The organism is Pedobacter steynii (genome assembly GCF_900103665.1).
GTDB lineage: Bacteria > Bacteroidota > Bacteroidia > Sphingobacteriales > Sphingobacteriaceae > Pedobacter > Pedobacter steynii.
The window spans coordinates 15817-41523 of the sequence record NZ_FNGY01000008.1 but is presented as its reverse complement, the minus strand read 5'-3'; the positions used below and the strand labels follow the sequence as shown (position 1 = coordinate 41523).

Genomic DNA, 25707 nt, shown 5'->3' with positions numbered 1-25707 from the left:
AAATGCTGCTCAAATACCTTTGTAGTATCAAAACAATTAAAATAACTAAAGACATTATACTTATGATAAATGCAAAAACGATTGGCAATAAAATTGCCGAAGCACGAAAGAAACTAAATATTTCTCAAGCCCAGCTTGCCCAGCGTCTGTTCATCAGTCCCCAGGCTGTCGGAAAATGGGAACGCGGAGAATCAATGCCCGACATCATTACTTTAAACGCCCTCGCGGAAATTATGGGCGTGGACCTCAATTATTTTTCGGAAAGTTTCCAATCGGAGGTCAGTGACATAGCGGCCGTTGAACCGTTGATTAAAGGATCTGATGCTTTGCCATCCGGAAAGCAGGAGAAAAAGCCAGGTTGGAATATGTCAAGCGGAAACTGGGTGGATGCTGACTTTTCCGGGTTGAAAAATCTGCATGAAAAATTTAGCTCTTCCAACATGCAGCACTGCCTGTTTATCGGCTCAGATCTGTCAGGCCTTCTTCTAAAAAGCAATAATGTGGAGAATTGTGATTTCTCCGGCTCCGACATTAGCAGCAGTCGGATTCAGAATTCAAACTTAGCAAACAATCTATTTAGGGGTTGTTTATTGAAAGATACTGAGTTTTCAGGAAGCTATATCAAAGGTTGCGATCTCAGTGACACCGATTTTACCGGGATGGTGATTAAATCCGGTGGCCTTGAGAAAAATACAATTGCAAATGGGGTCTGGAATCGCAGCTCTTTTATTGGCACCTACCTTGCCGACATTGTCTTTGATGGCACATTGGAGGACTGCTATTTTGAAAACTGCGGATTTACCAGAGTGACATTTCAAAATGCAACGCTTACTAATACTTTCTTTAAAAATAACACCTTCTTTAAAAGCAAGAGTTTGAAAGGGATCCGGTTTATTGATTGCAAGATGGATAATCTGACTTATGCTTTTTTGAAAAATGCAAAAGCGGATTTAACTGGCATCACATTGCTAACACCATAAAGGAGGAAATAAATATGTCACATCACGAAATCGCGATCTCAGTGCAAGGACTCAAAAAATCCTATAAAAATATACCTGTGCTGACAGGTGTAGATTTTCAAGTAAAAACAGGCAGTATTTTCGCCCTGCTTGGCTCCAATGGGGCAGGAAAGACAACGATTATCAAAATTCTCGCCACACTGCTGAAACAGGACAGCGGAAACGCTACAGTAAATGGATTTGACGTTTTGTTAAATCCCGGAAATGTACGGCAGTCGATTAGCCTGACAGGGCAATTTGCCGCTGTGGATGAGATTCTAACAGGTCGTGAAAATCTCATCATGGTCGCTCAGCTGCGCCATCTTAGCAATCCCCGGCAGGTCGCACAGGATTTGCTTAACCGGTTCAGTTTAACCGACGCTGCCGATCGCGGAGCGGCAACTTATTCAGGAGGCATGCGCCGCAGGCTCGACATTGCCATGAGCCTTGTGGGAAGTCCGCAGCTCATTTTTCTGGACGAACCAACCACCGGGCTTGACCCTGAGGGACGCATTGAGGTTTGGAAAATTGTCAAAGAGCTTGCCGGTAGCGGAACAACTGTGTTTCTAACCACTCAGTATTTGGACGAAGCCGAACAGCTCGCCGATCAGATTGCCATTCTTCATCAGGGCAAGATTATCCAGAGTGGCGCACTCGAAGAGCTGAAAAAGCTTTTCCCGCCAGTAAAAGTAGAATACATTGAAAAACAACCGACACTGGAAGAGATATTTCTTTCCACCGTAGGTAAAAAGGAGGAAAACTAAATGGAAACGACAAAGAACTATTTTTTCAGCGATATGGGCGTAATGCTTGGACGTTCCATGCGCCATATTCTTCGCAGCATGGACACCATCATCACGGTGACCATTATGCCAATCATGTTTATGCTATTATTCGTCTATGTTTTTGGAGGTGCAATCCAAACCGGTACGGACAACTATGTAAATTACCTGCTTCCCGGTATTCTGTTGATATCGATTGCCAGTGGGGTATCCTATACGGCTTACCGTCTGTTTTTAGATATGCAACGGGGCATATTGGAGCGGTTCAACTCTATGCCGATTGCACGATCCACCATATTGTGGGGCCACGTGCTGACCTCATTGGTTTCCAATGTCATTTCAGTGATCGTGATCATTCTTGTCGCATTAATAATGGGCTTTCGCTCTTCAGCGGATATCCTGTCATGGCTTGCCGTAGCTGGTATACTTGTGCTCTTTACACTGGCCCTGACCTGGATCGCAGTAATTGCCGGACTCTCCGCCAAAACCGTCGACGGTGCAAGTGCCTTCTCCTACCCCATTGTCTTTCTACCTTTTATTAGCTCCGCCTTTGTGCCTACTGAGACCATGCCTGGACCTGTTCGTGTCTTTGCCGAAAATCAACCCGTGACATCGATAGTCGGAACCATCCGCGCATTACTTTCAAACCAGCCGGTCGGCAACGAAATATGGATCGCCCTCGCCTGGTGCGTTGGAATTATGCTCCTGGCTTATATCCTGGCGATGAGGGTCTATAAAAAAAGGGGCTAACCACACTTATAATATTGATAAATATGAAAAGAACATCCTTCTTTATGGCCTTGGCCTGCCTTATTTTCTTGCCATGGCTGGCTTCCGGACAACACTGGACAGTTGCTAAATGTCTGGAATATGCACACAAGAACAACCAGTCCAGGCAGTCCAGGCAAAAACTCATCCTCGCTGCAGATTGGGAAAGAAAATCTGTAATCGGCCGCTTGGCACCCAAAATAGACGTTAAGGCAGGGATCGATCATTATTGGGAAATTCCGGTACAAGTGTTTCCTGGTGAGCTGGTAGGTCAGCCGGCAGGTACCTATGTCCCGATAAAACTCGGGACACCCTGGATGGGCAATATCGGTATAGAGGCCAATCTGAACCTTGTTGATCCTCAAACCTGGCAAGCCATCAGGCTTTCTGCCTTACAGCAACAGGCAAAAAAAAACGAACTTTTATCCTTTGAAAAGACCTTATCTAAAAATGTAAGGATGTCTTATTACCAGCTGCAAGCACTAAACAAAGGGCTTTCCCTGGCAAAAGACAGCTATCACAACTACCAGGAGATCCACCAGTTGATCACCAGACAATACGATAAGGGATTTACAGACAAGATCGCCTTGAACCAGTCGACCAGCATGATGAAGGAGTTGCAAAACCAACTCTCCAGAAAAAATACGGAGGTCCACAATGCACTGCTTGACCTGAAATTCTGGATGGGGTTTCCCCTGGCTGATTCACTCCTGGTAAACAATAGCGAGGATATGGAAATTTTACCAACTTCCGGTTTCATTACTGAAGAGTTGCCTGATTATGAAAGCCAGAAAGTTAAACTGAGCATTGCTGCGCAGGAACTGAAATCTGCAAAGGCGGCATGGTACCCTTCTCTTTCCCTCAGGAGCTATTACAGCAAAATGGGTTTTGGGCAATCTTTAGATTTCATTGGGCAATCCCGCTGGATTGGATCTGGTTTTATCGGATTGCAATTGACTGTGCCCCTATTCTCCTTAAGTAAGCAATTTTACGACCCCGGAAAACAGAAAGCACGCCTGGAATCGGCAGAACTTGAATTTCTAGACTACCTGAATTCGCAGCAGAAACATTACCTGGAAGAACAGCAGCTCCACCTGGAGGCCGTACAGGATTTGAAAACTCAGGAAGCGCAATTGAAGCTTGCCCGGGAAAATGTAGCGCTTTCTTATCAAAAGCTTGAAAAAGGGATTATCAATATGATTGAATTGAGACAGGCTCAGCAAGATTTAAACGAGGCGACAGAAAAACTAAATAAATCCAATCAGAACCTATTGCAACATGCAGTGGAACTCTATTATTTAACCAGTCAAAAATTATGAAAGCTTTATCAACGATGGTCATATTCTTCAGTTTAGGCTTTGCGGCATGCAAACAGAAAACGGAGACCTACACCACAACAGAAAAACAATTTAACCAGGCCGTGTATGCTTCAGGCAAAATTATGCCCATGCATTATGAAATGTTAAAATCTACAGAACCCATGCGTATTCTGGCCATTATGGTCAAGGAAGGTGATCTTGTAAAAAAAGGACAACCATTAGTTATACTCGGATCTTCAAGCGAAAAAGAACAGCTCAGTTTGCTTTCAGAACGAGCTGCCCTGGCCAGAAATAGTACAGAGAAAGATGCGGCCGAATTCAAACAATTAAAGGAAAAAATCAGCCTGGCAAAACAGCAATATCAGCAGGATGCGCTAAATGCAGAACGGTACATGGACCTGGCAAAGGATAAAGCGGTAGCGCAAAAGGATGCAGACAAAGCGGCTCTCCAGGCTAAAACGAGTCTGGCACAAATCAATAGCCTGCAAGCTGAATATCATGTAAAAACAGCCGCATTAAAAACAACTGCTTTGAATGCGGAGGAAGATCTGGCCCGGTTTAAGGGACAACATAGCAAAAATGTGCTGACCAGTAACCTGGAAGGAAAAGTATGGAGTATAGACCTTAAACCTGGAGAAATTACCGGCCCTGGAGAAACGATCTTATGGTTAGGTTCAAAAGAAAAATATAAGCTGGAACTCTTGATAGATGAACGGGATATTCGTCAGATCCAACTGGGTCAAAAGGTGTTTTTTGAAACGGATGCGTTCGCAGAACGGCAATTTGAAGGCATCATCAGCAAGATTGACCCCGTCCTGCAAAAAGATACCCGCAGTTTTAAAGTGGAAGCTCAGGTTGCTGAGCCAGTTGATTTCTTTCCGCAATCCTCCGTAGAAGCCAACATCCTCATCCGTCAAAAAGCGGTTGCCCTTATGGTTCCGGGCGATTATATTTTACCTGGCGATTCTGTTTTAATTCAGAAAGGGGATCAGCAGCAAAAGATAAAACTGACCCGGGGCACCGAAAACGACAATTGGGTGGAAGTCAAAGCTGGTCTAAAAAAAGGGGATGTACTGATAAAAAACAAATAAATCATGAAAAAGATCATCACAGATTTCAAACTGGCGGCTTCCATAGCCTTCGTCCATATGAGTGCGAAACTGAAACAAACCATTATCGCAACCATAGGAGTTGCTTTGGGCATTACCATTTTCGTGTTCATGATTGGATTTATCCAGGGATCACAGAATTACATGCAGGCCATCATGTTTGAACAGTCTCCCCATCTCAGACTTTTCAATGAGGTAAAGCTTTCCGACAAAACGATAATTGACAATATCTATCCCAATCAGATCAATACAGTCGGACATCAAAAGCCAAAAGATATTTTCATGAACCTTAAAGATGGGAAACAGGCGGTAAAGGAGATCCGCAAAAATCCCCTTGTAAAAACGGTATCCGGCTCCGTCAGCACTAAAGTATTTTACCGGCTGGGAGCTGTTTCTATTAATGGCACTATCCTGGGCATAAATTTCGAAGAAGCGAATGCTCTTTTTAATCTGGAAAACAAAATTGTGTCCGGAAGTTTTACCGAACTCGCAACCATGCCAAACAGTATCGTAGTGGGAAGCGGGCTGGCCAGAAAACTAAATGTAAAAACCGGCGATAAGATAGAACTGACCACAGAAAAGGGAGCTAATTTTAGCATCAGTATTATTGGTGTTTTTAAAACGGGTTTGGTTGATATCGACAACCAGCAAAGTTATGGCAGCATCAAAACCGTGCAGCGCTTTTTAAATGTCCCCTCCTCCTATCTTACAGACATTCAAGTCAAACTATTTGATCCTGAACTTGCCCCTGATGAGGCAAAAAGACTGCAAAAAAACTACAATTATTCAGGATCCGACTGGAAAAAGGACAATACTACTCTGCTGGAAGGTGCAGCACTTCAAAATATGATTACCTACAGTGTTGAGGTTGTCCTACTGCTGATTGCAGGCTTTGGTATTTTCAACATTCTGACCATGATGATTTACGAAAAAATGAAAGACATTGCCATACTCAAAGCGATCGGTTTTTCAAATGGAGATGTCAGACGGATATTTATGACCCAGGCCTTTGTCATTGGAATCATTGGTGCAACCGCTGGTTTACTATTTGGTTACCTCATCTCCTATGCCATTTCCAAAATGCCATACCATAGCGACGTCATGTTCTCACTTGATCACCTGCCGGTTAGTTTTAACCCACTGTATTACATTATGGGATTCTCCTTTGGCATTCTTACCACAGCCATTGCAGGATACCTGCCCTCCAGAAAAGCAGCTAAAGTAGATCCCATCACCATTTTAAGAGGCTAAAACCATGAATATACTTGAAGCAAAAAACTTAAATAAATACTTTTACGATCCTAAAAAGTTCAAAGCACTGGACAACCTGGACCTAACGATAGAAAAAGGCGACTTCGTTTCCATTACCGGAAAATCCGGGAGCGGGAAGTCTACCTTACTTTATCTGTTGTCCACCATGGATACCGATTTTGAGGGCAGTATAAACATCAACGGATCCGAAATGCAGGGAAGAAACAACAGCTGGCTGGCCGATTTCCGGAACAAGCACATTGGTTTTGTATTTCAGTTCCATTTTTTGCTGCCTGAATTTTCGGTATTAAAAAATGTCATGCTGCCCGGTTTAAAACGTGCTGCCTTTCCCCCACAGGAATTAGAACAAAAGGCGATGGATCTTTTGAAATTACTGGATGTACAGGACCAGGCCTTAAAACGGGCCTCTCTCCTTTCCGGAGGTCAGCAGCAGCGCGTGGCGATTGCAAGGGCTTTGATAAACGACCCCTTAATTTTAATGGGCGATGAACCCACCGGAAACCTGGATAGTAAAAATACTGGCCTGGTATTCGACCTGTTTAAAAAACTCTCGGCAGAGCAACACCAGACGATGCTCATCGTTACCCATGATGAAGAATTTGCAAAAAATACAGATAAAACAATCCATATCAGTGATGGAAGAATAAGTTAAAACAAATTCAATACATTTACGTCGTGAAAATACTCTCCCTGCTATTGGCCTTGGTTGTACTTACGCTTACCATAACGCCTTGCTGCGCGTTGGAGGAGCGTGAGGCCCATACTGAAAACAGGGAGAAAAAAGAACCGGGTCATAACTGTCCTGAAAATGATGATGATTGCTGTAAGGATTGTTCCCCTTTCTACGTTTGTGGAACCTGTGCAGGTTTTACATTTTCAGGTTATTCATTAATCACTTTTACCACTTACCTGAGGCCGGAAATCCACCGCAGTACTTACCTCATGATTGAATTAAGGCAGATCCCTACCTCCATCTGGCAACCGCCGAAAATAGCTTAGCTTCTTCTCAACAGCCGTTTCAGGCTTCATTTTTCGAAATCACTAATTACAAAATATATCATGAAGAAATTGATGGTGCTTTTGTCTGTGCTGTTTTTTACAGCTACAGCATATGCTCAAAATACTTATAAAGCGATCATTAAAGACGCAAAAACAAACAGCAACCTATCAGGTGCTACCGTAAAAATTCAGGAGATCAATGTCGGAACAAGCTCAGATACTAACGGACAGATCATCCTGAACAATATCCCCGATGGCAAACAACTGATCAGGTTTAGTTTTAAAGGTTACCAGACCAGAATTGACACCCTTATCTTTCCATTGGTTCAATCCGTTCCTGCAATTATTCTTTTACAACAGGAAGAAACAGATGAAGAACTGGAAGAAGTGATCATTTCAGCAACAAGAAGCAGCAGAACCATCGATAACATCCCTACCCGTGTGGAAGTCATCGCCGGAGAAGAACTCGATGAAAAGGGCAATATGAAACCTGGCGACATCCGCATGCTGCTTGCAGAAAGTACAGGCATCCAAACACAGCAAACTTCTGCAACCAGTGGCAATTCAAGCATTAGGATTCAGGGATTGGATGGGAAATACACACAGCTCATCCGTGATGGCTTTCCCTTATATTCAGGTTTCTCAGGTGGTTTAGGCTTGCTGCAAATCGCCCCTTTGGACTTGCAACAGGTGGAAGTAATCAAAGGTTCATCCTCTACCCTATATGGTGGCGGCGCCATTGCAGGCCTGGTTAACCTGGTCTCCAAAAAGCCGGCAGAAGAACGTCAGCTAAACCTTCTTTTAAACGGCACCTCCGCTTTAGGTCTGGATGTAAGTGGTTTTTATGCCCAAAAATTCGAGAAAATTGGAGCCACTGTTTACGCCGCCTACAATCACGGCACAGCTTATGATCCTTCGGACATTGGTTTAACAGCCATTCCGAAATTTGATCGTTTTACCCTGAACCCAAAGCTGTTTTTCTATTTAACAGAAGGGACTACCATTTCGGCCGGACTAAATACGACTATAGAAAAGCGTATGGGTGGCGATCTGGAATATATTAGAGGAAATGGCAGTGCTGAACACAGTTATTTTGAAAAAAATAAAACAGGCCGTTACAGTACCCAGGTCGAGCTTGACCATAAGTTAAGCGACAGGGAAAAATTCATTTTCAGAAATTCGGTAAGCTACTATGACCGGAGTATCGCATTGCCGGACTATTTATTCTCCGGAAAGCAGTTGTCTACTTATACGGAAGTAGACTATAGCCGCAATGGAGAACAGGCAGATTGGGTTGCCGGCCTCAACATCCTCACCGATCGGTTCAAAGAGGATCAGCAAAACAACAATGCCCTTAGAAGCTATAATTACAATACCGTTGGCGGCTTTGTACAAAACACCTGGAATGCAACAGAGAAATTCAGTATTGAGTCTGGAATCAGGGCGGATTACCACAATGAATATGGGTTCTTCTTTCTGCCGAAGATTTCTGGCTTATGGAAAATTAACGAACATTTTTCTACCCGGTTAGGTGGCGGATTGGGTTATAAAGCACCAAGTGTATTTACGGAAGATGCCGAACGGATCCAGTTCAAAAATGTACTTCCGATTGATGTAGCGAACACCAAAGCAGAACGTTCTTATGGGGCCAATTACGACATCAACTACGGCACAGCACTTTTTGAAGATAAGTTGGGCCTGAGCATTAACCAGATGTTTTTCTATACCCGCATTAACAATCCTATCCTGTTAAGTCCTTTCGCAGGTACGCATCTTCAATATGTTCAGCCTAAGGGAAACCTGGATACAAAAGGAATGGAAACGAATGTGAAGATCACTTATAGTGATTTTAAGCTATTTATTGGTTATACCCTGGCAGATGTTAACCAACATACAGAAAGTACCAGCACGGCCTATCCGTTGGTTTCCAAACATCGTCTAAACAATGTACTGATGTACGAGTTGGAAGACCAGTGGAAAATTGGATTGGAAGCCTATTATTTTAGCAAACAGAAGTTAAACGATGGCAGCATCGGAAAAAGCTATTGGACCACCGGACTGATGGCGGAAAAACTTTGGGAAGGTTTTTCCATTTTTGTAAACTTCGAGAATTTCAGCAATACCCGTCAGACTAAGTTTGACACCATTTATACCGGCACGATTACCAGCCCGGTCTTCAGAGACATTTATGCTCCTGTTGACGGATTTGTAGTCAACGGAGGAATAAAACTGAAGCTTTAACACTTTTCATTCAGCAGTGCCCTTTCCCGGCACTGCTGAAAATGATAATCTGGTCTCTTTATTGGCTTCGATACTCATTTGGTGTAACTCCAACGCGCTTTTTAAAGAGCCGGTTAAAGTGTTGGGGATATTTGAAGCCTAACTCATAGGCTATTTCACTTACCGTCTTATTGTAATCAAAAATCTTGTCTTTGGCAACCTCAATAATTTTGTTTTGGAGGTACTCCTGGGCCGATTTCCCTGTTTCCTTTTTAATCAAATCACCAAAATAATTGGAAGAAAGGTGTAATTCATCCGCGCAATAGGCAACTGAAGGCAGTCCTATAGAATATGGCTTTTCCGATGCATAATAACCATTAAGCAGCTCTTCAAACTTTTCCAAAATCCCTTTATTGGCATGATCTCTTGTGATAAACTGGCGATCATAAAACCGTTCACAGTAATTCAGAAACAATTCAATATTAGATACAATCAGTCGTTTACTATGTTTATCAATCGCATGCTGTAATTCATATTCAATTTTAGCGAAGCAATCCATGATGATTTTTCGCTCCTGTTCTGATAAATGCAAAGCTTCATTCACGGCATAGGAGAAAAATGTATAATCGTTAATTTTTTTTCCAAGGTTTGTGCCGTGGATCAAATCAGGATGAAATACCAGGGCGATTCCCTGAGGTTGATAATATCCCTCTTTATTTTCGCCAATCACCTGCCCTGGTGCAAGGAAGATGAGTGTCCCTTCCTCGTAATCATAATTGTTAAGTCCGTAACGAAGGTCGCCACAGTGGATTTGCTTGAGGAAAATAGTATAAAACTCGTAACGTAAACGCCGAAGCTGACGAGGTTCAGCTTTATCCAAATGGACTACACTTATCAGTGGATGTAGGGTTTCCTGATTATTAAAAGCATTATATTCACTGATCTTAGCAAAATTCACCGTCTCTTCCATAACTACTGTTGTTTCTCTGAAACAAAAATAAACATTAGAAAGTTTCTATAACAGCACCAGTCAAGCGATCAGTAATATTGGTAGTAAATACAGGAATGTGTATACCAGGCGCTTCATTTTCAGTCCTCATCTTTGTGGTATACCATTTAACAATAAAAATATGGAAAAGCGTAAACTTGGTAATTTTGGATTAGAAGTATCTGCCCTTGGTTTAGGTTGTATGGGTTTGAGTTTTGGATATGGCCCTGCAACAGATAAACAAGAAGCCATAAAATTAATCAGAGCGGCATTTGATGCAGGCGTCACCTTTTTTGACACTGCCGAAGCCTATGGCCCTTATACCAATGAAGCACTCCTGGGAGAAGCACTTGCTCCGTTTCGGGACAAAATAGTGATTGCTTCCAAGTTTGGCTTTGTTGACGGTGAGCCAGGAAAAGGAATGGACAGTCGCCCGGAACGCATTCGCGCTTATGTAGATGAAGCATTAAAAAGGTTAAAAACAGATTCCATTGACTTGCTTTACCAGCACCGTGTTGATCCTGTCATTGCAATTGAAGAAGTCGCAGGCACCGTAAAAGAGCTCATCCAGCAAGGGAAAGTGAAATATTTCGGGCTTTCAGAAGCCGGCGTACAAACCATCCGTAAAGCCCATGCTGTACAACCTGTTTCGGCGTTGCAAAGTGAATATTCGTTATGGTGGCGGGAGCCCGAAAAAGAAATATTGCCAACCCTGGAAGAATTAGGAATTGGATTTGTGCCATTTAGCCCTTTGGGAAAGGGCTTTCTGACAGGAGCAATCAATGAAAACACTCAATTTGACCACAGCGATTTCAGGAATATCGTCCCCCGTTTTTCAGAAGAGAACAGAAAAGCAAATCAGGTATTGGTGGAGCTTTTGCAAAGTATCGCAGCCGGAAAAGAGGCAACACCTGCACAAATCGCCTTAGCATGGCTACTGGCTCAAAAGCCCTGGATCAGCCCTATTCCGGGAACGACAAAGCTTCATCGCTTGCAGGAAAACATTGGCGCAGCATCCATCACACTTTCAAAAGAAGATTTACAGGAAATAGAAAAAGCCGCTGCTGAAATAGCGGTACAGGGAGCCAGATATCCTGAACATTTACAGGCAAGGGTTGGAAAATAGATTGACATTTTAAAAAGAGAATTATGAAACAGGTACGTTATTTTGCGATTTTATTTTGTGTCGCCCTGTCTGTTCAGGCAGTAGCGCAGGAAACTCCGATTTTTCCCAAAGGGGAAAAAGCAGTCAATGTCCATCATGTAGGAAATGTCTGGCTGAAAGAATTAAATGTGGCAGACAGTGTCTTTACTTATGGGACTTCAGTAGCGATATTTGATCCCGGAGCAAGATTAGACTGGCACAGCCATCCAGGTGGGCAAATACTAATCATTACCGAGGGGATTGGGTACTATCAGGAAAAAGGTAAGCCCAAACAAATTGTACGTCCTGGCGAAGTTGTCAAATGTCTTCCTGGTGTGGAGCATTGGCATGGTGCAACGCCTGAAAGCGGTGTCACTTATATTGCAACCTCCCCTGCTCAAAACGGAAAAACGATCTGGTTGCACAGGGTGAGCGACAAAGAATACAATCGCACTAAATAGCCTCAAATCAAACTTTAAACTCCATCAAATGAAACTATCAATTCTGGCACTTCTTGCCTTCTTAATGAGCACTCAAGTGTCAAGTGCTCAAACTAAAAACGCCAATACAGATGGCCTTGATGCCATGCAGGAAATGAGCTTACTTTCTAAAAAGAAATGGGACTGGATGTCGGAAAAAAATGTCGATTCCCTTTCCGCTCTTTTCCATGAAAAAGCGGTCTTTGTCCATATGGGCGGATCAATGTCAAGAGAACAGGAATTGAATACCATCAAAAGCGGTGGCATACATTATAAAAAAGCGGAGATACAAAATGTTACCGTAAACATCATAGACCATACTGCGATTGTGCTTAGCAAAATCAGGTTGCTGGCTGTAGTTGGTGGCAACGAGGTAACCAATCCTTTTGTTGTGACCGAAGTATATGTGAAACAAAATGACAAATGGATGCTAGGCTCCCTTTCTTTCACCAGATTGCTTGGCAACTAAAATACCGTTAGCTTTAAATCCCGGGAATTCAGTATGAATAAAATATATAAAATTACGATGCTCTCCGTCCTGCTTGCCTCCTGTGGCTTACGGAAACAAAACACAATGGTTATTCAGGAACAAGGTAGTTTCGCCATTGGTGGAACAAAGATTTTCGAACCTGGAAATTTCGATTTAAACAACGCGTTAAAACCTCAGGGACAAACCTTTCATGGCGACCATGCATATGCTTTCTATCAGATCCCGGTAAAGGCCCGCAAGTATCCTTTGGTTTTTCTTCATGGAGCCGGACAATCTAAAAAAACATGGGAAACGACACCTGATGGACGAGAAGGTTTTCAGAATATCTTTTTAAGAAGAAGTTTCGGGGTTTATCTGCTTGATCAGCCGAGACGTGGCGAAGCGGGAAAGAGTACAGTTGCCGCAACGATCACTCCTAACCCGGACGAACAGTTTTGGTTCACACAATTCAGGATTGGCAATTATCCCGATTATTTCCCCAACGTTCAGTTTCCAAAGGACTCCCCTGCTCTGGAGCAATTTTTCAGGCAAATGACCCCAAATACAGGTGGTTTTGATGGCAACATGGTCTCGGATGCGGTTGCTCAGCTATTTGATAAAATCGGGGAAGGGATATTGATCACGCATTCACAAGGTGGTGGTCCCGGCTGGTTTACCGCTATAAAAAATGATAAGGTCAAAGCTATTGTAGCCTACGAACCCTATAGCGGTTTCCTGTTTCCAAAAGATGAATTACCCCAGCCGATAAAATCCACAGGTCTTTTTGGCGAATTAAAAGGCCAGGAAATCCCTTTGTCCGATTTCAATAAGCTCACAAAAATACCAATCGCCATTTATTATGGTGACAACATTGCAAAGGAGCCGACAAAGGTCTGGAACAAAGACCATTGGCGTTCGGGGCTTGAAATGGCAAAAATATGGGCCGCTACAATTAATAAACATGGTGGGGATGCAAGGGTAGTTCATCTTCCGGAAATAGGAATCAACGGCAATACACATTTCCCATTTTCCGACTTAAACAATGTAGTAATAGCTGATCTGATGTCGAAATGGCTACAAGAAAAAGGACTCGATAAGTAATATTGGTACTAATCCCCGTAATCCATCTACCCTTATCGCTTTAAATTATCTGGACCTTTGTATCATCAGAAAATTAAAAGATGAAAAGGACCATAACATTCAGTATCGTAATGACGATAGCAATTTTATTATTAGTAGCCGGTACAGCTGCCCCTATCGCGGCACAACAAAAAGGCGCAATAGAAAAAACCTTAAGTTCCAAACAACAAAGTATGATCGTCATCGCTGCTGTTACGGCTAAAGGTGACCTGCCGGAATTAAAAACAAAGCTGAACTCCGGGCTTGAGGCAGGCCTGACTGTTAACGAAATAAAAGAAGCAATTGTCCACCTTTATGCATATTGCGGATTTCCCCGCAGCATTCGCGGACTTCAAACACTGATATCGGTTCTCGAGGAACGTAAAACCAAAGGCATCAGGGATACCTGGGGTCCGGAAGCCACTCCTGTTAAAGATGAACGGAGTAAATACGAACGTGGAAAGGCTATTTTGGGAACACTTACCGGAGCTCCACAAGATGGTCCAAAAACAGGTTACGCTGCCTTTGCCCCAGAAATAGAAGTATTTCTCAAAGCGCATTTGTTTGCCGATATTTTTGAACGTGATATATTGAGTTATACGGATAGAGAATTGGTAACCGTAGCAGTGCTGAGCAGTATTGGCGGAGTAGAACCGATGCTAAATTCTCATTTGAGCATTTGCCTGAATCTCGGATTAACACCAGATCAGTTACAGCAATTCGTCGGCATCATAAAATCAAATATAGGTGCTACAGCTGCCAAATCAGCCCAATCGGTATTAAATCAAGTACTCACAAACAAAAAGTAACATGAAGTCTCAAAACATAAATAAAATGAAAAAGGCAATGCTCATCCTGACCACCATAGTGATGTCAACCATAGATGCCGATCCGTTAAAAGCTCAAAGCAATGTCGACAATAAACAAGCGGCAGAATTACTAAATACAAGGATATACCCCTTAAAAGATGGAGAAAATGGCGTTAAAATCCAAAAAGTATCCTATCCAAACAGACTTCAGATTAACGTAGTGGCCAACTTGTTTCTTCCGCCGAACTACGATATTACCAAAAAATATGCGGCCATTGTAGTCGGCCATCCTTTTGGGGGTGTAAAAGAACAAACCTCCGGATTGCATGCGCAAAAGCTGGCGGAATTAGGTTATGTCACCCTGGCATATGACGCCTCCTTTCACGGGGAAAGCGGTGGCTTCCCGAGACATATTGAAGTGCCGGAGATCAAAGTGGAAGATTTTAGTGCGGCAATAGATTTTTTAAGCAACTATCCATTGGTGGATAAAAACAGAATCGGCGTTTTAGGCGTATGTGCCAGTGGTGGATACTCAGTAAGTGCAGCGCAAATCGACCATCGCATTAAAGCCCTTGCTACGGTAAGCATGTACGATATGGGCCGCGCCCGCAGGCAAGGTCTGGGTGATGTAATGACTTATGAACAGCGCATGAAAACATTGGATGAAATCGGGGAACAACGCACTAAGGAATTTGCAGGGGCAAAAAGAAAGGACATCAATGCCATTCCTGAAGTTCTTGGCGAAAATGAAACAGAAAATACTAAGGAGTTTTTTGATTATTACCGTACCCCAAGAGGTAATCATCCCAATTCTACCACGGGCTATTCGTTTACCAGCCTCGCTCCAATGATGAATTTCTTTCCTTTTGTTCAAATTGAAACCATTTCCCCACGTCCGCTGCTTTTTATTGTTGGTGAAAGGGCAGTATCAAAATATTTCAGCGAAGATGCCTATAAAAAAGCAGCAGCGCCTAAAGAACTTTTTGTTGTTCCCGGAGCATCACATGTTGATCTTTACGACAGACCGGAATACATGAAAGTATCCCTTAAAAAAATAGACGCCTTCTTTAAACAATACTTAAAATAGCTCAACATGAAACATATTTTCAGTGCTGCATTCCTATTGGTCCTAATTTATTCCTGTACCAATAAATCCAGAGAAAGCACCTCTCAGGGAGAAAAAACATCGGTTATTTTCCCTCAGGGAGATAAAAATACAAATGATAATTTCAAGGGTGAGGTATGGGTAAAATCCCTGATAGATGCCGATAGTTTAAATGAGAACGCGGTTGGAAACGTCACTTTTGCTCCTGGTGCCAGAAGTAACTGGCATTCCCATCCTGCTGGGCAAATTTTATTGGCAACAGATGGCGTAGGCTATTATCAGGAGAAAGGACAGCCAAAAGTAATTCTTCGCAAAGGTGATGCGATCAAATGCCCGCCAAACATCCCCCACTGGCATGGCGCAAGTCAGGATACTGCTTTTGTTCAGGTAGCGATCACCGGCAGGCAAAAAGGAACTACAGTATGGCACCAGCCTGTTACGGATGAAGAATATAGACTACCTGGTTTGAAACTATCGGTTTCCCCGGAATAAAACCCTCAACTTTTCTTTTATATTTGTGTATATGCCTATAGAAGAAGAGTTTAAACCTGATGCGATCGTCATTGGCTCCGGATTAGCCGGACTGGTTGCTGCTATGGAAATTACCAATGCAGGAAAAAAGGTATTGCTACTGGATCAGGAAACGGAGCAAAATCTCGGCGGACAAGCATTCTGGTCATTTGGAGGTTTATTTTTAATCAACTCGCCCCAGCAACGCAGAATGGGGATCAAAGATTCTTATGAACTGGCCTTGCAGGACTGGATGGGCACAGCTGCTTTCGATCGTGAAGAAGATTACTGGCCAAGGCAATGGGCAGAAGCCTATCTAAAGTTTGCTGCGGGAGAAAAATACGAATACATCTCTAAGATGGGCATTAAGCTGATGTTTATGGTGGGATGGGCAGAGCGAGGAGATGGCGCGGCAAGTGGTCATGGCAATTCAGTTCCACGTTTTCATGTCAGCTGGGGTACCGGTACCGGCGTCATCAAACCATTTGTCGAAAAAGCTCATGAAGCAAGCGCAAAAGGCCTGCTTCAAATGAAATTCAGACATCGCGTGACTGCGCTGATCAGCATAGATGGAAAAATCGTTGGCACACAGGGTGATGTATTAGAAAATGATGATAAAGAAAGGGGGTTTGCGACCAACAGGAATGTCATTTCTCAATTTGAATATAAAGCAGCTCTTGTCGTGATCGCAACCGGGGGAATCGGCGCCAATCATGAACTGGTACGGCAAAACTGGCCGGAAAGACTGGGTAAAGCACCAGAAAACATGGTATGTGGTGTACCGGCCTATGTAGATGGTAAAATGATCGGCATTGCCGAAGCTACAGGTGCCAATATCATTAACCGCGACCGGATGTGGCATTACACCGAAGGTCTGCAAAACTGGAATCCCATCTGGCCAAATCATGGCATAAGAATACTACCCGGTCCATCTTCTTTTTGGCTTGATGCCAAGGGCAATCGCCTCCCTGCTCCTTTCCTACCGGGATTTGATACACTGGGCACCTTGAAACACATCCAGGAAACGGGATATGCTTACTCCTGGTTTATCCTGACACAAAAAATCATTAAAAAGGAATTTGCGCTTTCCGGATCAGAGCAAAATCCGGATATCACCAATAAAGATTACCTCCTTTTTCTGAAAAGGATTTTCGGTAAAAAAGCACCCGGTCCCGTAGAAGCGTTTAAGGAAAATGGTAAAGATTTTATTGTATCAGATGATTTGGAAGAACTGGTGCAAAAGATGAACGAACTTTCTGGTGATCTTCTGCTGGATGCGCAAAAGATCAGGTCGCTCCTGGAAGCAAGAGACAGGGAACTGGACAATAAATTCTCCAAAGACACCCAGATTAATTATATCCGGAGTACCAGAAAGTATTTAGGTGATAAACTCGGACGTGTAGCGAAACCGCATAAAATATTAGCATCTGAAAACGGGCCACTGATTGCCGTACGCCTCAACATCCTTACCCGTAAAACATTGGGTGGTATCGAAACAAATCTTAACGGACAGGTTTTAAAAGCCGATGGCACTGTTCTGGAAGGGCTATATGCAGCGGGCGAAGTAGCCGGTTTTGGTGGCGGCGGTATGCATGGCTACCGTGCGCTGGAAGGAACATTTCTTGGAGGATGTATTTTTTCCGGAATGAAAATTGGGAAATATATTGCCGATCTTTGACGGAATAGTATCCCAGAACAATGAAAAAAATCTTCCTATTATGCCAGCTATTGCTTTTAGCTGTATTCTGTTTCGCTCAAAAAACCAATAAAGATCTGCGCTATGAAGCGCTCAGCGGATGTTATGGAAAAAGTACAGAAGGAATCTGTTTATTTGATGATGGCAGATTCTTGTTGTATGGTTACGCTACCGCCATCTTCGGAAGTTATGGTTTTGAAAAAGACTATCTGCTTTTCTATCCCGATAAATCGGAATTATTTGAAATATATGCCCATCAGAACAAAAGTATCGGAGCAAGCGTAAGAATAGATTTTAAGGGTTTCGACAGAGCTGCAGAAACCCTTGTGCAACTTGGGGCCGACAGCATTAAAAACGTGTTTAATAAAGACGCCAATTGTTTTGACGCACCCTTTGTATTGACGCGAAAAAATAAAGTTTCCGGCATCACCCTTTCCAACAAAAACGTTTCCTGGACCTACCAGATAGATAAAAGCTTTAACGATTTGACCTTGGTTTATAATGCGCCTGGTCGCTATGCGGAACATTTTTCAGGAATGATTTCCATTGATGAAAATGAAAAACTCCTGAGGTTATCCGCATCTTTTGGAGAGAAAGGTTTTAAAAAGCAGAAAACAGATAAAAATGAAGGCCAATGGCGGGATATTATGCAGTTGAAAAATGAGTATGACCTGTCAAAAAAGAATACAGGGGATTTCGTCTTTGCGAATAAACACTACCATTCTTTCCCTTCGCCGGCAGCTGCCGATTACCTGTACGACAAGGCATCAAACCAATATATCAGTAAAAAAGCGAAAGAGAACGAGGCCTACTATAGACAAAATCAGTATAACGATCCCCGTTATCTGCGTAAATATGTCAAGTTATCTCCCAAAACCAAAGGCAATTTTAGCGGCCTGAAAGACAGTATTTCATCTTCCAGCATCTTCTATACCGTTTGTGGTGAGGGTGCTGAAAAATCATACCATTACCAGGGGTACCAAAAATATAAAGAGGATAGCCGACCGGCACCGATCCCGACCACAATGCCGCCTGTCCCAATACCACCTATAAACAAGACGAGCGATAAATAAAAAACATTTACTAAATATTATTTCTGTTAGCTTTGTACCGTGACTAAAATAAAGAGAGTAAGCCCGACGGATTTCAGAGGTCAGTATATGTCCGAAATGTCAACGGATTTCGTGATTTTAAAAACACCTATCCAAATACATGATATCGGAAAGACATCCGGGTTTATCAAAGTGCCCAGCCCCCTGCACAGGCCTGATTTCAATTTCATTGTTCACATTACCAGAGGAAAGGCAAAACAACAGGTAGATGCCGATGTACAATCCATCAAAGAAAATGAAGTGTTGTTCATCAGGCAGGGCAATGTTACGGCTTTAAAAGAAGTGAGTGAAGATGCCACGGGGCATATGATTTTATTTGAAGATCAGACACTGAATCAACTGTTATCCAAACAGGAACTCATTAAACTTTTTTCCGCAAACACAGTAATCCAGTTATCGAAGGAGAGCAGTGCATGGCTAACTCCTCTTTTTGAGCTCCTGAGCATTGAACTTTATAGTCCGGCCCCCAACCTCGGCATCTGTTATTCGCTGCTTCAGGCAGGATTACAAAAAATCCTTACTTCAAATACAGCACTGAATAAAGGGGTAAACCGAAATTCCGAAATTACCTTCAATTTTAAGGAGCTCGTGTACAAACATCACATCACTCATAAAACAGTGTTGTTTTATGCGGATGAGTTAGCGGTGTCGGAGAACTACCTCCATCGGTGTGTGAAAGAAACGACCGGTACAAGTCCAAAGGAATGGATCAATAAAGTGAGTATCCTGCAAAGTCAATTGTTGTTACAGGACCTGACCAAAAGCATCTCTGAAATTGCTTTTGAGCTCAATTTTGGTGATCCAAGCTATTTTGGGCGCCTATTTAAAAAGGTAGTCGGAATCACTCCTTCCGAATACCGGATTGCATTTATGCAGGATTTGTCCGGGTAAAGGACGGTTTTGTTTTAAAGCAGCTTCTGTTTTCAGGTCATCTTTGTATTATCAAATTCAAAGAAAATGAAAACATCAATTCCCATTAGAAATTTCCAACAAAAAGCACTCCCCTCCCTGCGTACTTATGGGTACCTGAAGGTATGCAATCAACCTTGCGATCAGCCACGGTATCCTCATACCAGCATGAAAAAATTGTCTTTTCTTTTTATCATCGTCTCTGCTTTCCTGTTTTCCAATAAAAGCCAGGGCCAGATTATTCAGGACATTGGTGGTGTGGCTGTCACCGTTCACGCCAAGAGCGATTTTAAAGATTTGCCAGCTGAGAGTTCATTGAAACAGAATAAGTTTCAATTGAACACTTACGATGCCTGGTTGCCTGTTCCAGCTTTCAACATCGGCAAAACCAGTGTTTTCAGCAACATTAACTATAGAATGATGGATTTTAAATATGATGATGAGACGATTGCCGATCCAAACCGTATCGACAGGATTCATGAAATAAAATCGGTCATTATTATCAGACATCCGATTTCAAGTAAATGGTCTATTCTGGCAATAGCGATGCCAACCATCGCGGCAGATTTTAAAAAGAAAGTCTCTTTTGATGACCTGATCCTGGACGGAATACTTGGGGTATCCAAAAAATTCGGTGCGGAATCTAATCTTGAAATCGGCCTTGGCGTACATGCGATGTATTCCTTCGGGGAAGCCTTAATCACGCCGGGAATCTCAATTGATTACAGAAGCACGAACGGTAAATTGCTGGCCCAGTTCTACTGGCCGAGGTTAAATGTACTCTATAACCTGACTGAAAATACCCAGGTTGGATTGGCCGGCTCAATAGACTGGACCCGGTTTAACCTGAAAAACTACAAAGGCTATAATGGCAAAGAAGTCGACTACGCACAGTTTTCTACCATCCATGGTGGCCTGCAGCTGCACCAACGTCTGGTTGGAGGCATCTGGCTTCAGGTACAGGGAGGAATGGGACTATTGAACCGCTATGAATTGTTCGATGACAAACAAAAAACGGTCAATGACTTCAGCATCTCTAACATGGCTTACGGAAAAGCCGCACTAACCTATCGTATCGGAAGAAAACCAGTAAATAACAGAAAATAATGAAAGCTAAAATTTTGATCACGCTCGCCATTTTTGCTTCCGCTTTAGCAAAGGCACAAGAAGTAAAAATGAACATCAACATCACTAACATTGAACCGGGAAAAGGTACTGTTGTGCTAAATATTTATGATAAAAAAGAAGATTTTCTGAAAAAAGTCTTCCTCAGCAAAACCCTTAAGGCAAATGGCTCCACCTTAACATTTAGCCTTAATTTACCGAAAAAAGGAACCTATGCGGTCACTGTTTTTCAGGACTTGGATGACAATAAAAAACTAAAGCAGGATTGGTTCGGTATCCCTCAGGAACCTGTTGGTTATGGCAATAACTTCAAACCTTCGGCAAAGCCGAGGTTCAATGACTGTGCGATAACCCTGGGCAGTGATCCTGTTACTCAAGTCATAAAACTCTTTTAAACTGATGAATCATAGAAATTACCAGCCCGGGAGTTTTAACCTGCGCTCCCTGCTCCTGGCATCCGTTCCCGCTTATGTATTTCCTTCGCTAATGTCTGGCATCTCCGGAATTATTCTTCAGAAAAGTGACCTGATTCAGGCCAGCTATACGACGATAGGAATATCGTCCCTGGTGTCAACATTGTTAAGCTTTGCGATCCTTTGGCAATTGGAGTTGAAACAGATTTTAGTACGACAAAAGCTGCTGAGGTCCCTGCTGATCATCATGCTCATGATGAGCCTTGGACTACTGATCACCTGGATCTTTCAACTTCAATCACAATACTTTAACATCACATTCTCCGCGTTTTTAGGTGCCACCATATTAACTGTCCGTCAACCTGTAAAGATTTATAAAAATGAAAGAAATTAAGCCTACAATCGTTGTCTTCGGCTGCACAGGTACGGTCGGAACAGAGGTCATGCGCCAGCTAAATGGCATTGATTGTATCGCAAGAGGGGTTCTTAGAAATCCGGAACGGCCCTATCCAGTATTGAAAAACAGCCTTCCATCGAACATCACCTATGTAAGTGCCGACTTAAACTCAGGCGAGCAACTTAGAGAAGCTTGTCTCGGGGCGGATGCATTGTTTCTTTTAACGGCAACTTCTCCGGATCAGGTGGCACATGAAATGAACATCATTGATGCGGCCAAAAAAAGTGGCGTAAAACGCATCGTTAAGTTATCTTCACCGATTGTTCCATTACCGGCAAAGGTGGAGGTTAGCCAATGGCATAGTAAAATAGACGAACATCTTTCGCAAAATATCGAGGATTTTTGTTGCCTGAGGCCCCATTCTTTTATGCAAAACTGGGAACGGAATGTATTCACAATTCAATATTTCGGCAAGATTTTCGGGGCCTTAGGAGATGCGCCAAGAAATTATGTGGATTGCCGTGATGTAGCCACAGTAGCCGTCAACAATTTATTATCCCCCCTGGCATTAACAGAAAGATCTATTGTTCTCGCCGGCCCGCAAGCGATTACAAACATAGAAATGGCCGCAAAATTATCCCGCATAACGGGTCGTAAAATCGATTATGTAAACATCACACCGGAGGCCTTGTTTAATCAGTTAACCAGGAAGGCAAAATTACCGGAATGGTTGGCCAACCATATTGTGGAGCTGGATGACCTCGCCATCAAAGTTCCGGAACCGGAACGGGATACGATTACAGATTTAATTTTAAGAAAGCCACGCATCATGGATGAATACCTGCAGGAATCCCGGCATCATTTTAAAAGAAAGCCGCTCTGGAAACTTTTGCTGTAGGTTACAGATACACACAAGTTGAGTCCACAGCAAGTGCACAGTAAGTCCACGTTGAGTCCACCTTTTACCAGAAAAAGGTGGACTCAACGTGGGTTTATTGTTTAGTGACCATGGATTTCCTCAAATCTGATATCAAGCCTGACCTTCCCAGGCCTGCTTTAATGCGCCAAGAAAAGTCTCTGAAGGCTGTGCACCAGACACGGCCAGTTTTTCATTGAAGACAAAGAAAGGAACACCACGAACACCAATAGTTTCGGCAGTTTTCTCATCATATCTGACTTCATCTGTAAAATGATCGCTATTTAATAGCTCGGTAATTTCTGTGGCTTCCAGGCCTGCCAGCGTTCCTATTTCAACTAAAGAAGCAGGATCGTCAATATTCTTTCCATCCGTAAAATAAGCTTTAAACAAAGCCTCTTCTATCTCATCCCCTAAACCTTTAGATTTTGCCAGCTGAATCAGGCGGTGTGCATCAAAGGAATTGGCCACGATAGACTGCGCCAGATTAAAGTTCAATCCAACTTCTGCTGCTGCTTCCGTCACATGTTTATGGCTTTCTGCGGCCCATTCCCGGCTCTTTCCATAACGCTCGGCCAGGTATTCCTCTGAACTTTTGTCCAGCACGGTAACCATGTTCTGATCCAGTTCAAAGCTGTGCCACTCTACTTCTATCGCTTCTTTATGCTCAAATTCAGCGAGTGCAGATTCAAACTTCCGCTTTCCTATATAACAAAACGGACACCTTACATCCGACCAGATATCAACTTTCATTTAGTTATGTTCTATTTTATAAATTGTAGTTTGTTTATACGTTTCCCCAGGTCTTAGTATGGTACTCGGAAAGGAAGGGATATTAATGCCGTTTGGATGATGCTGTGTTTCCACACAGAAAGCACCATAAGGATGGTATTCAACACCACCTTTGCCATGTTTCACGGAGGTGTATTTTGCCGTATACAAATGCACCACAGGTTCCGTGGTATAAACGGAAAGTTTCAAACCACTTTTTTCCTCTGAGGTTTCTGAAGCCAGTGTGAATTCTCCGTATTCTTTATCCAAAACATAGCTCTGATCGTAACCTTCTTCCGGATCCCAATCCTGAGAGATCAGCTTTCCACCCAGGAAGTCGTGTATCGTGCCCTCTACAGGAATTAACTTACCGGTAACAGCATAGTTATCATCCTGTTCAAGATAGTGGCTTGCAGGCATTCTATGATGGTGGTTTCCGACTGATTCCAGATCAGGTGATAAATTAAAATAGCTATGGTGCGTGATATTGATGGCCGTCGCCTGATCGGTACTTCCTTTAAAATCAAGGATCAATTCGTTATCGTCAGTCAGCTTAAAGGTCAGCTGCAGCGTTAAATTTCCCGGAAAATGTTCTTCTCCGTCCGGACTCACATATTGCAGGGTAACACTTGGGTCTATGGTGGATAAAACATCCCAAACCTGTTTGTCAAATCCCTTATTTCCGCCATGAAGGCAATCGCCACCTTTAGCCTGTGTCAGTTGATGTACCGTTCCGTCAATGGTAAATCTTCCGTTTTTTACCCGATTGGCATAGCGGCCGATCACAGCGCCCAGATAAGGATAGTCTGCCAGGTACGCTTCACTTACATAGCCTTCAAAATCATCAAAGCCAAGCACAATATCCTGCTTTTCGCCCCGCTTATTCTGTACGATAAATTTATTAATGATTGCACCATAATTGAATATTTTCACATAGGTGCCATGCGTATTTGTTAACTCAATACCAAGGATCTCCTTACCGTCAATAAATTTCCCGGTCTTGATTAGCTTTGTTTCCATAAATTGTATATTAGGGCGGTTGTTATTTAAAACAATACTATCAATACTTTACTTAAAACAAAAACTTTAAATCAAAATATTACAATGAAAGCGGAATTGACCGAGAAATTCTTAGCGCTATATGGACAAGAGCCAAAGGCGAACTACTTTACCCCTGGACGCGTGAACCTGATTGGTGAGCATATTGATTATAATGGCGGGCTCGTAATGCCTTGCGCAGTTACTTTAGGCACCTGGTTGAGCATTGCTCCAAACAACGACCGGGTGATTCGGTTCAACAGCCTTAACTTCCCTGAAACACAAGAAATTGCCCTACAACCATCTTATACAAAAACGGGTTCAGAATGGTACAATTATCCATTGGGTGTTTTCCATGAAATCCTTAAAAAACACGAAATCCCTACCGGTCTTGACCTGCTCTTTTACGGCAATATTCCGATTGGCTCCGGCTTATCTTCCTCAGCTTCGATAGAAGTTGCAATGGCTTATGCTTTAAATGATTACTTCAATTTTGGTTATGAAAAAATTGAGATCCCTTTACTTGCTCAAAAAGTAGAAAATGAATTTATCGGTGTGAACTGCGGTATTATGGACCAGTTTGCCGTTGCATTCGGAGAGGCGCATAAAGCCCTGGTACTGAATTGCGATACTTTAAAATATAAGTCTGTGGACTGTAACCTGGGCGATTATTCTTTGGCCATCATAAATACCAACAAACCAAGGAAACTCGCGGAGTCAAAATACAATGAAAGGGTTGCGGAATGTCAGACGGGTTTGGCACAACTCAATCAGGAAATTACACTAAATAACCTATGCGAACTGAATGCAGAGAAATTTTCCCTGCACAGTCATTTGATTACTGACGAGACTGTTTTGAAAAGGGCCACCCATGTGATCCGGGAAAACGACAGGGTAAGCCTTGCTGCAAAAGCTCTAAACGAAGGAAATCTGGAAGAATTTGGCCGCTTAATGTACGCTTCTCATCAATCTTTAAAGGATTTATATGAGGTTACCGGTGCAGAGCTGGATGCAGTTGTTGAATTTTGTACGGATTACGAGTATGTGATCGGTGCAAGAATGACCGGTGCAGGCTTCGGAGGATGTGCAATTGCCTTGTTAAAGAAAGGTCAGGAAGAAGATTTCGCCAGACAACTGACTGATTTCTATGTAGAACGAATCGGTTATCCGGCGGCCATCTATATCAGTGAGATTGGTGATGGTGCTTCTGCAATTTAATTTTAATTTTGCCGGATAGAAT

Annotated in this window: 27 protein-coding genes; 24 read left to right on the top strand and 3 right to left on the bottom strand. The window is 42.8% G+C overall.

All coding sequences use genetic code 11. The annotated features are described in order from the left end of the window. Positions 1-62 precede the first annotated feature (62 nt). From BLQ87_RS21605 to BLQ87_RS21565, 9 genes are read left to right on the top strand one after another with little or no spacing between them, the layout of a single operon-like run. Positions 63-980 carry a helix-turn-helix domain-containing protein gene (locus tag BLQ87_RS21605; RefSeq protein ID WP_074611231.1) on the top strand — a complete coding sequence of 306 codons (918 nt, stop codon included), beginning with the start codon at positions 63-65 and terminating at the stop codon, positions 978-980. A 14-nt stretch (positions 981-994) separates the two neighbouring features. Next, positions 995-1762: an ABC transporter ATP-binding protein gene (locus BLQ87_RS21600; protein WP_074610958.1), complete on the top strand. Its 768-nt coding sequence runs from the start codon at positions 995-997 to the stop codon at positions 1760-1762. Beyond that, positions 1763-2530 carry an ABC transporter permease gene (locus BLQ87_RS21595; RefSeq protein WP_074610957.1) on the top strand — a complete coding sequence of 256 codons (768 nt, stop codon included), beginning with the start codon at positions 1763-1765 and terminating at the stop codon, positions 2528-2530. A 23-nt stretch (positions 2531-2553) separates the two neighbouring features. Beyond that, a complete protein-coding gene (locus BLQ87_RS21590) occupies positions 2554-3867 on the top strand; it encodes a TolC family protein (protein ID WP_074610956.1) in 1314 nt (437 codons plus the stop codon). Beyond that, positions 3864-4958, top strand: coding sequence for an efflux RND transporter periplasmic adaptor subunit (locus tag BLQ87_RS21585; protein WP_074610954.1), 1095 nt, complete (start codon positions 3864-3866; stop codon positions 4956-4958). Before BLQ87_RS21590 ends, BLQ87_RS21585 begins: the two co-directional genes overlap by 4 nt. 3 nt (positions 4959-4961) lie before the next feature. Beyond that, a complete protein-coding gene (locus tag BLQ87_RS21580; protein WP_074610952.1) occupies positions 4962-6227 on the top strand; it encodes an ABC transporter permease in 1266 nt (421 codons plus the stop codon). Between the two features lie 4 nt (positions 6228-6231). Beyond that, positions 6232-6900 (top strand): ABC transporter ATP-binding protein, encoded by a 669-nt coding sequence (locus BLQ87_RS21575; RefSeq protein WP_074610950.1) that lies wholly within the window; start codon positions 6232-6234, stop codon positions 6898-6900. 23 nt (positions 6901-6923) lie between these two features. Continuing rightward, positions 6924-7247: a DUF6660 family protein gene (locus BLQ87_RS21570; RefSeq protein WP_143010519.1), complete on the top strand. Its 324-nt coding sequence runs from the start codon at positions 6924-6926 to the stop codon at positions 7245-7247. 60 nt (positions 7248-7307) lie between these two features. Next, on the top strand, positions 7308-9488 hold the full coding sequence (locus BLQ87_RS21565) for a TonB-dependent receptor (protein ID WP_074610945.1): 2181 nt from the start codon (positions 7308-7310) through the stop codon (positions 9486-9488). Positions 9489-9546: 58 nt separating this feature from the next. Here the strand turns inward: BLQ87_RS21565 and BLQ87_RS21560 are convergent, their stop codons facing one another. Continuing rightward, entirely contained in the window at positions 9547-10437 is an 891-nt protein-coding gene (locus BLQ87_RS21560) for a helix-turn-helix domain-containing protein (RefSeq protein WP_074610942.1), read from the bottom strand. 160 nt (positions 10438-10597) lie between these two features. Between BLQ87_RS21560 and BLQ87_RS21555 the strand changes: the two genes are divergently transcribed. From BLQ87_RS21555 to BLQ87_RS21490, 14 genes are all read left to right on the top strand, one after another. Beyond that, on the top strand, positions 10598-11581 hold the full coding sequence (locus BLQ87_RS21555; protein ID WP_074610940.1) for an aldo/keto reductase: 984 nt from the start codon (positions 10598-10600) through the stop codon (positions 11579-11581). A 23-nt stretch (positions 11582-11604) separates the two neighbouring features. Further along, positions 11605-12060, top strand: a complete 456-nt coding sequence (locus BLQ87_RS21550; protein WP_074610937.1) for a cupin domain-containing protein — start codon at positions 11605-11607, stop codon at positions 12058-12060. Positions 12061-12088: 28 nt separating this feature from the next. Beyond that, complete coding sequence (locus tag BLQ87_RS21545) at positions 12089-12547, top strand: nuclear transport factor 2 family protein (protein WP_074610935.1); 459 nt, start codon at positions 12089-12091, stop codon at positions 12545-12547. 33 nt (positions 12548-12580) lie between these two features. Next, positions 12581-13648: an alpha/beta hydrolase gene (locus tag BLQ87_RS21540; protein ID WP_074610933.1), complete on the top strand. Its 1068-nt coding sequence runs from the start codon at positions 12581-12583 to the stop codon at positions 13646-13648. A gap of 80 nt (positions 13649-13728) precedes the next feature. Next, complete coding sequence (locus tag BLQ87_RS21535; RefSeq protein ID WP_074610930.1) at positions 13729-14475, top strand: carboxymuconolactone decarboxylase family protein; 747 nt, start codon at positions 13729-13731, stop codon at positions 14473-14475. A gap of 25 nt (positions 14476-14500) precedes the next feature. Further along, on the top strand, positions 14501-15562 hold the full coding sequence (locus tag BLQ87_RS21530) for an alpha/beta hydrolase (RefSeq protein ID WP_216857840.1): 1062 nt from the start codon (positions 14501-14503) through the stop codon (positions 15560-15562). Between the two features lie 6 nt (positions 15563-15568). Next, positions 15569-16072: a cupin domain-containing protein gene (locus BLQ87_RS21525; RefSeq protein WP_074610927.1), complete on the top strand. Its 504-nt coding sequence runs from the start codon at positions 15569-15571 to the stop codon at positions 16070-16072. A 31-nt stretch (positions 16073-16103) separates the two neighbouring features. Further along, positions 16104-17768: an FAD-binding dehydrogenase gene (locus BLQ87_RS21520; protein WP_074610925.1), complete on the top strand. Its 1665-nt coding sequence runs from the start codon at positions 16104-16106 to the stop codon at positions 17766-17768. Positions 17769-17788: 20 nt separating this feature from the next. Continuing rightward, complete coding sequence (locus tag BLQ87_RS21515; RefSeq protein WP_074610922.1) at positions 17789-18859, top strand: hypothetical protein; 1071 nt, start codon at positions 17789-17791, stop codon at positions 18857-18859. 39 nt (positions 18860-18898) lie between these two features. Next, positions 18899-19789 carry a helix-turn-helix domain-containing protein gene (locus BLQ87_RS21510; protein ID WP_074610920.1) on the top strand — a complete coding sequence of 297 codons (891 nt, stop codon included), beginning with the start codon at positions 18899-18901 and terminating at the stop codon, positions 19787-19789. Positions 19790-19855: 66 nt separating this feature from the next. Then, positions 19856-20914: a DUF6268 family outer membrane beta-barrel protein gene (locus tag BLQ87_RS21505; protein WP_245723903.1), complete on the top strand. Its 1059-nt coding sequence runs from the start codon at positions 19856-19858 to the stop codon at positions 20912-20914. Then, entirely contained in the window at positions 20914-21327 is a 414-nt protein-coding gene (locus tag BLQ87_RS21500) for a DUF2141 domain-containing protein (protein WP_074610917.1), read from the top strand. The genes BLQ87_RS21505 and BLQ87_RS21500 overlap by 1 nt, the downstream gene beginning before the upstream one ends. Before the next feature lie 4 nt (positions 21328-21331). Further along, positions 21332-21739, top strand: a complete 408-nt coding sequence (locus BLQ87_RS21495) for a hypothetical protein (protein ID WP_074610915.1) — start codon at positions 21332-21334, stop codon at positions 21737-21739. Further along, positions 21726-22640 carry an NmrA family NAD(P)-binding protein gene (locus BLQ87_RS21490; RefSeq protein WP_074610913.1) on the top strand — a complete coding sequence of 305 codons (915 nt, stop codon included), beginning with the start codon at positions 21726-21728 and terminating at the stop codon, positions 22638-22640. Before BLQ87_RS21495 ends, BLQ87_RS21490 begins: the two co-directional genes overlap by 14 nt. 132 nt (positions 22641-22772) lie before the next feature. Here the strand turns inward: BLQ87_RS21490 and BLQ87_RS21485 are convergent, their stop codons facing one another. Next, positions 22773-23411, bottom strand: a complete 639-nt coding sequence (locus BLQ87_RS21485) for a DsbA family oxidoreductase (protein ID WP_074610910.1) — start codon at positions 23409-23411, stop codon at positions 22773-22775. Next, the gene (locus BLQ87_RS21480) at positions 23412-24449 is read right to left on the bottom strand and encodes an aldose epimerase family protein (protein WP_074610908.1); all 1038 of its coding nucleotides are present in this window, start codon (positions 24447-24449) and stop codon (positions 23412-23414) included. Positions 24450-24533: 84 nt separating this feature from the next. On the opposite strand from BLQ87_RS21480, the gene BLQ87_RS21475 reads away from it, so the two are divergent. After that, positions 24534-25685 (top strand): galactokinase, encoded by a 1152-nt coding sequence (locus BLQ87_RS21475; RefSeq protein ID WP_074610905.1) that lies wholly within the window; start codon positions 24534-24536, stop codon positions 25683-25685. The last annotated feature ends 22 nt before the right edge of the window (positions 25686-25707 follow it).

What these genes read in the sequence shown, in the direction of transcription:
- BLQ87_RS21600 (WP_074610958.1), top strand. Translation starts at nt 995, where the DNA reads ATGTCACATCACGAAATCGCGATCTCAGTGCAAGGACTCAAAAAATCC.
- BLQ87_RS21555 (WP_074610940.1), top strand. Translation starts at nt 10,598, where the DNA reads ATGGAAAAGCGTAAACTTGGTAATTTTGGATTAGAAGTATCTGCCCTT.
- BLQ87_RS21520 (WP_074610925.1), top strand. Translation starts at nt 16,104, where the DNA reads ATGCCTATAGAAGAAGAGTTTAAACCTGATGCGATCGTCATTGGCTCC.
- BLQ87_RS21475 (WP_074610905.1), top strand. Translation starts at nt 24,534, where the DNA reads ATGAAAGCGGAATTGACCGAGAAATTCTTAGCGCTATATGGACAAGAG.
- BLQ87_RS21550 (WP_074610937.1), top strand. Translation starts at nt 11,605, where the DNA reads ATGAAACAGGTACGTTATTTTGCGATTTTATTTTGTGTCGCCCTGTCT.
- BLQ87_RS21480 (WP_074610908.1), bottom strand. Translation starts at nt 24,449, where the DNA reads ATGGAAACAAAGCTAATCAAGACCGGGAAATTTATTGACGGTAAGGAG.
- BLQ87_RS21595 (WP_074610957.1), top strand. Translation starts at nt 1,763, where the DNA reads ATGGAAACGACAAAGAACTATTTTTTCAGCGATATGGGCGTAATGCTT.
- BLQ87_RS21605 (WP_074611231.1), top strand. Translation starts at nt 63, where the DNA reads ATGATAAATGCAAAAACGATTGGCAATAAAATTGCCGAAGCACGAAAG.
- BLQ87_RS21495 (WP_074610915.1), top strand. Translation starts at nt 21,332, where the DNA reads ATGAATCATAGAAATTACCAGCCCGGGAGTTTTAACCTGCGCTCCCTG.
- BLQ87_RS21535 (WP_074610930.1), top strand. Translation starts at nt 13,729, where the DNA reads ATGAAAAGGACCATAACATTCAGTATCGTAATGACGATAGCAATTTTA.
- BLQ87_RS21490 (WP_074610913.1), top strand. Translation starts at nt 21,726, where the DNA reads ATGAAAGAAATTAAGCCTACAATCGTTGTCTTCGGCTGCACAGGTACG.
- BLQ87_RS21485 (WP_074610910.1), bottom strand. Translation starts at nt 23,411, where the DNA reads ATGAAAGTTGATATCTGGTCGGATGTAAGGTGTCCGTTTTGTTATATA.
- BLQ87_RS21545 (WP_074610935.1), top strand. Translation starts at nt 12,089, where the DNA reads ATGAAACTATCAATTCTGGCACTTCTTGCCTTCTTAATGAGCACTCAA.
- BLQ87_RS21515 (WP_074610922.1), top strand. Translation starts at nt 17,789, where the DNA reads ATGAAAAAAATCTTCCTATTATGCCAGCTATTGCTTTTAGCTGTATTC.
- BLQ87_RS21590 (WP_074610956.1), top strand. Translation starts at nt 2,554, where the DNA reads ATGAAAAGAACATCCTTCTTTATGGCCTTGGCCTGCCTTATTTTCTTG.
- BLQ87_RS21525 (WP_074610927.1), top strand. Translation starts at nt 15,569, where the DNA reads ATGAAACATATTTTCAGTGCTGCATTCCTATTGGTCCTAATTTATTCC.
- BLQ87_RS21540 (WP_074610933.1), top strand. Translation starts at nt 12,581, where the DNA reads ATGAATAAAATATATAAAATTACGATGCTCTCCGTCCTGCTTGCCTCC.
- BLQ87_RS21565 (WP_074610945.1), top strand. Translation starts at nt 7,308, where the DNA reads ATGAAGAAATTGATGGTGCTTTTGTCTGTGCTGTTTTTTACAGCTACA.
- BLQ87_RS21560 (WP_074610942.1), bottom strand. Translation starts at nt 10,437, where the DNA reads ATGGAAGAGACGGTGAATTTTGCTAAGATCAGTGAATATAATGCTTTT.
- BLQ87_RS21500 (WP_074610917.1), top strand. Translation starts at nt 20,914, where the DNA reads ATGAAAGCTAAAATTTTGATCACGCTCGCCATTTTTGCTTCCGCTTTA.
- BLQ87_RS21585 (WP_074610954.1), top strand. Translation starts at nt 3,864, where the DNA reads ATGAAAGCTTTATCAACGATGGTCATATTCTTCAGTTTAGGCTTTGCG.
- BLQ87_RS21580 (WP_074610952.1), top strand. Translation starts at nt 4,962, where the DNA reads ATGAAAAAGATCATCACAGATTTCAAACTGGCGGCTTCCATAGCCTTC.
- BLQ87_RS21505 (WP_245723903.1), top strand. Translation starts at nt 19,856, where the DNA reads ATGAAAACATCAATTCCCATTAGAAATTTCCAACAAAAAGCACTCCCC.
- BLQ87_RS21575 (WP_074610950.1), top strand. Translation starts at nt 6,232, where the DNA reads ATGAATATACTTGAAGCAAAAAACTTAAATAAATACTTTTACGATCCT.
- BLQ87_RS21530 (WP_216857840.1), top strand. Translation starts at nt 14,501, where the DNA reads ATGAAAAAGGCAATGCTCATCCTGACCACCATAGTGATGTCAACCATA.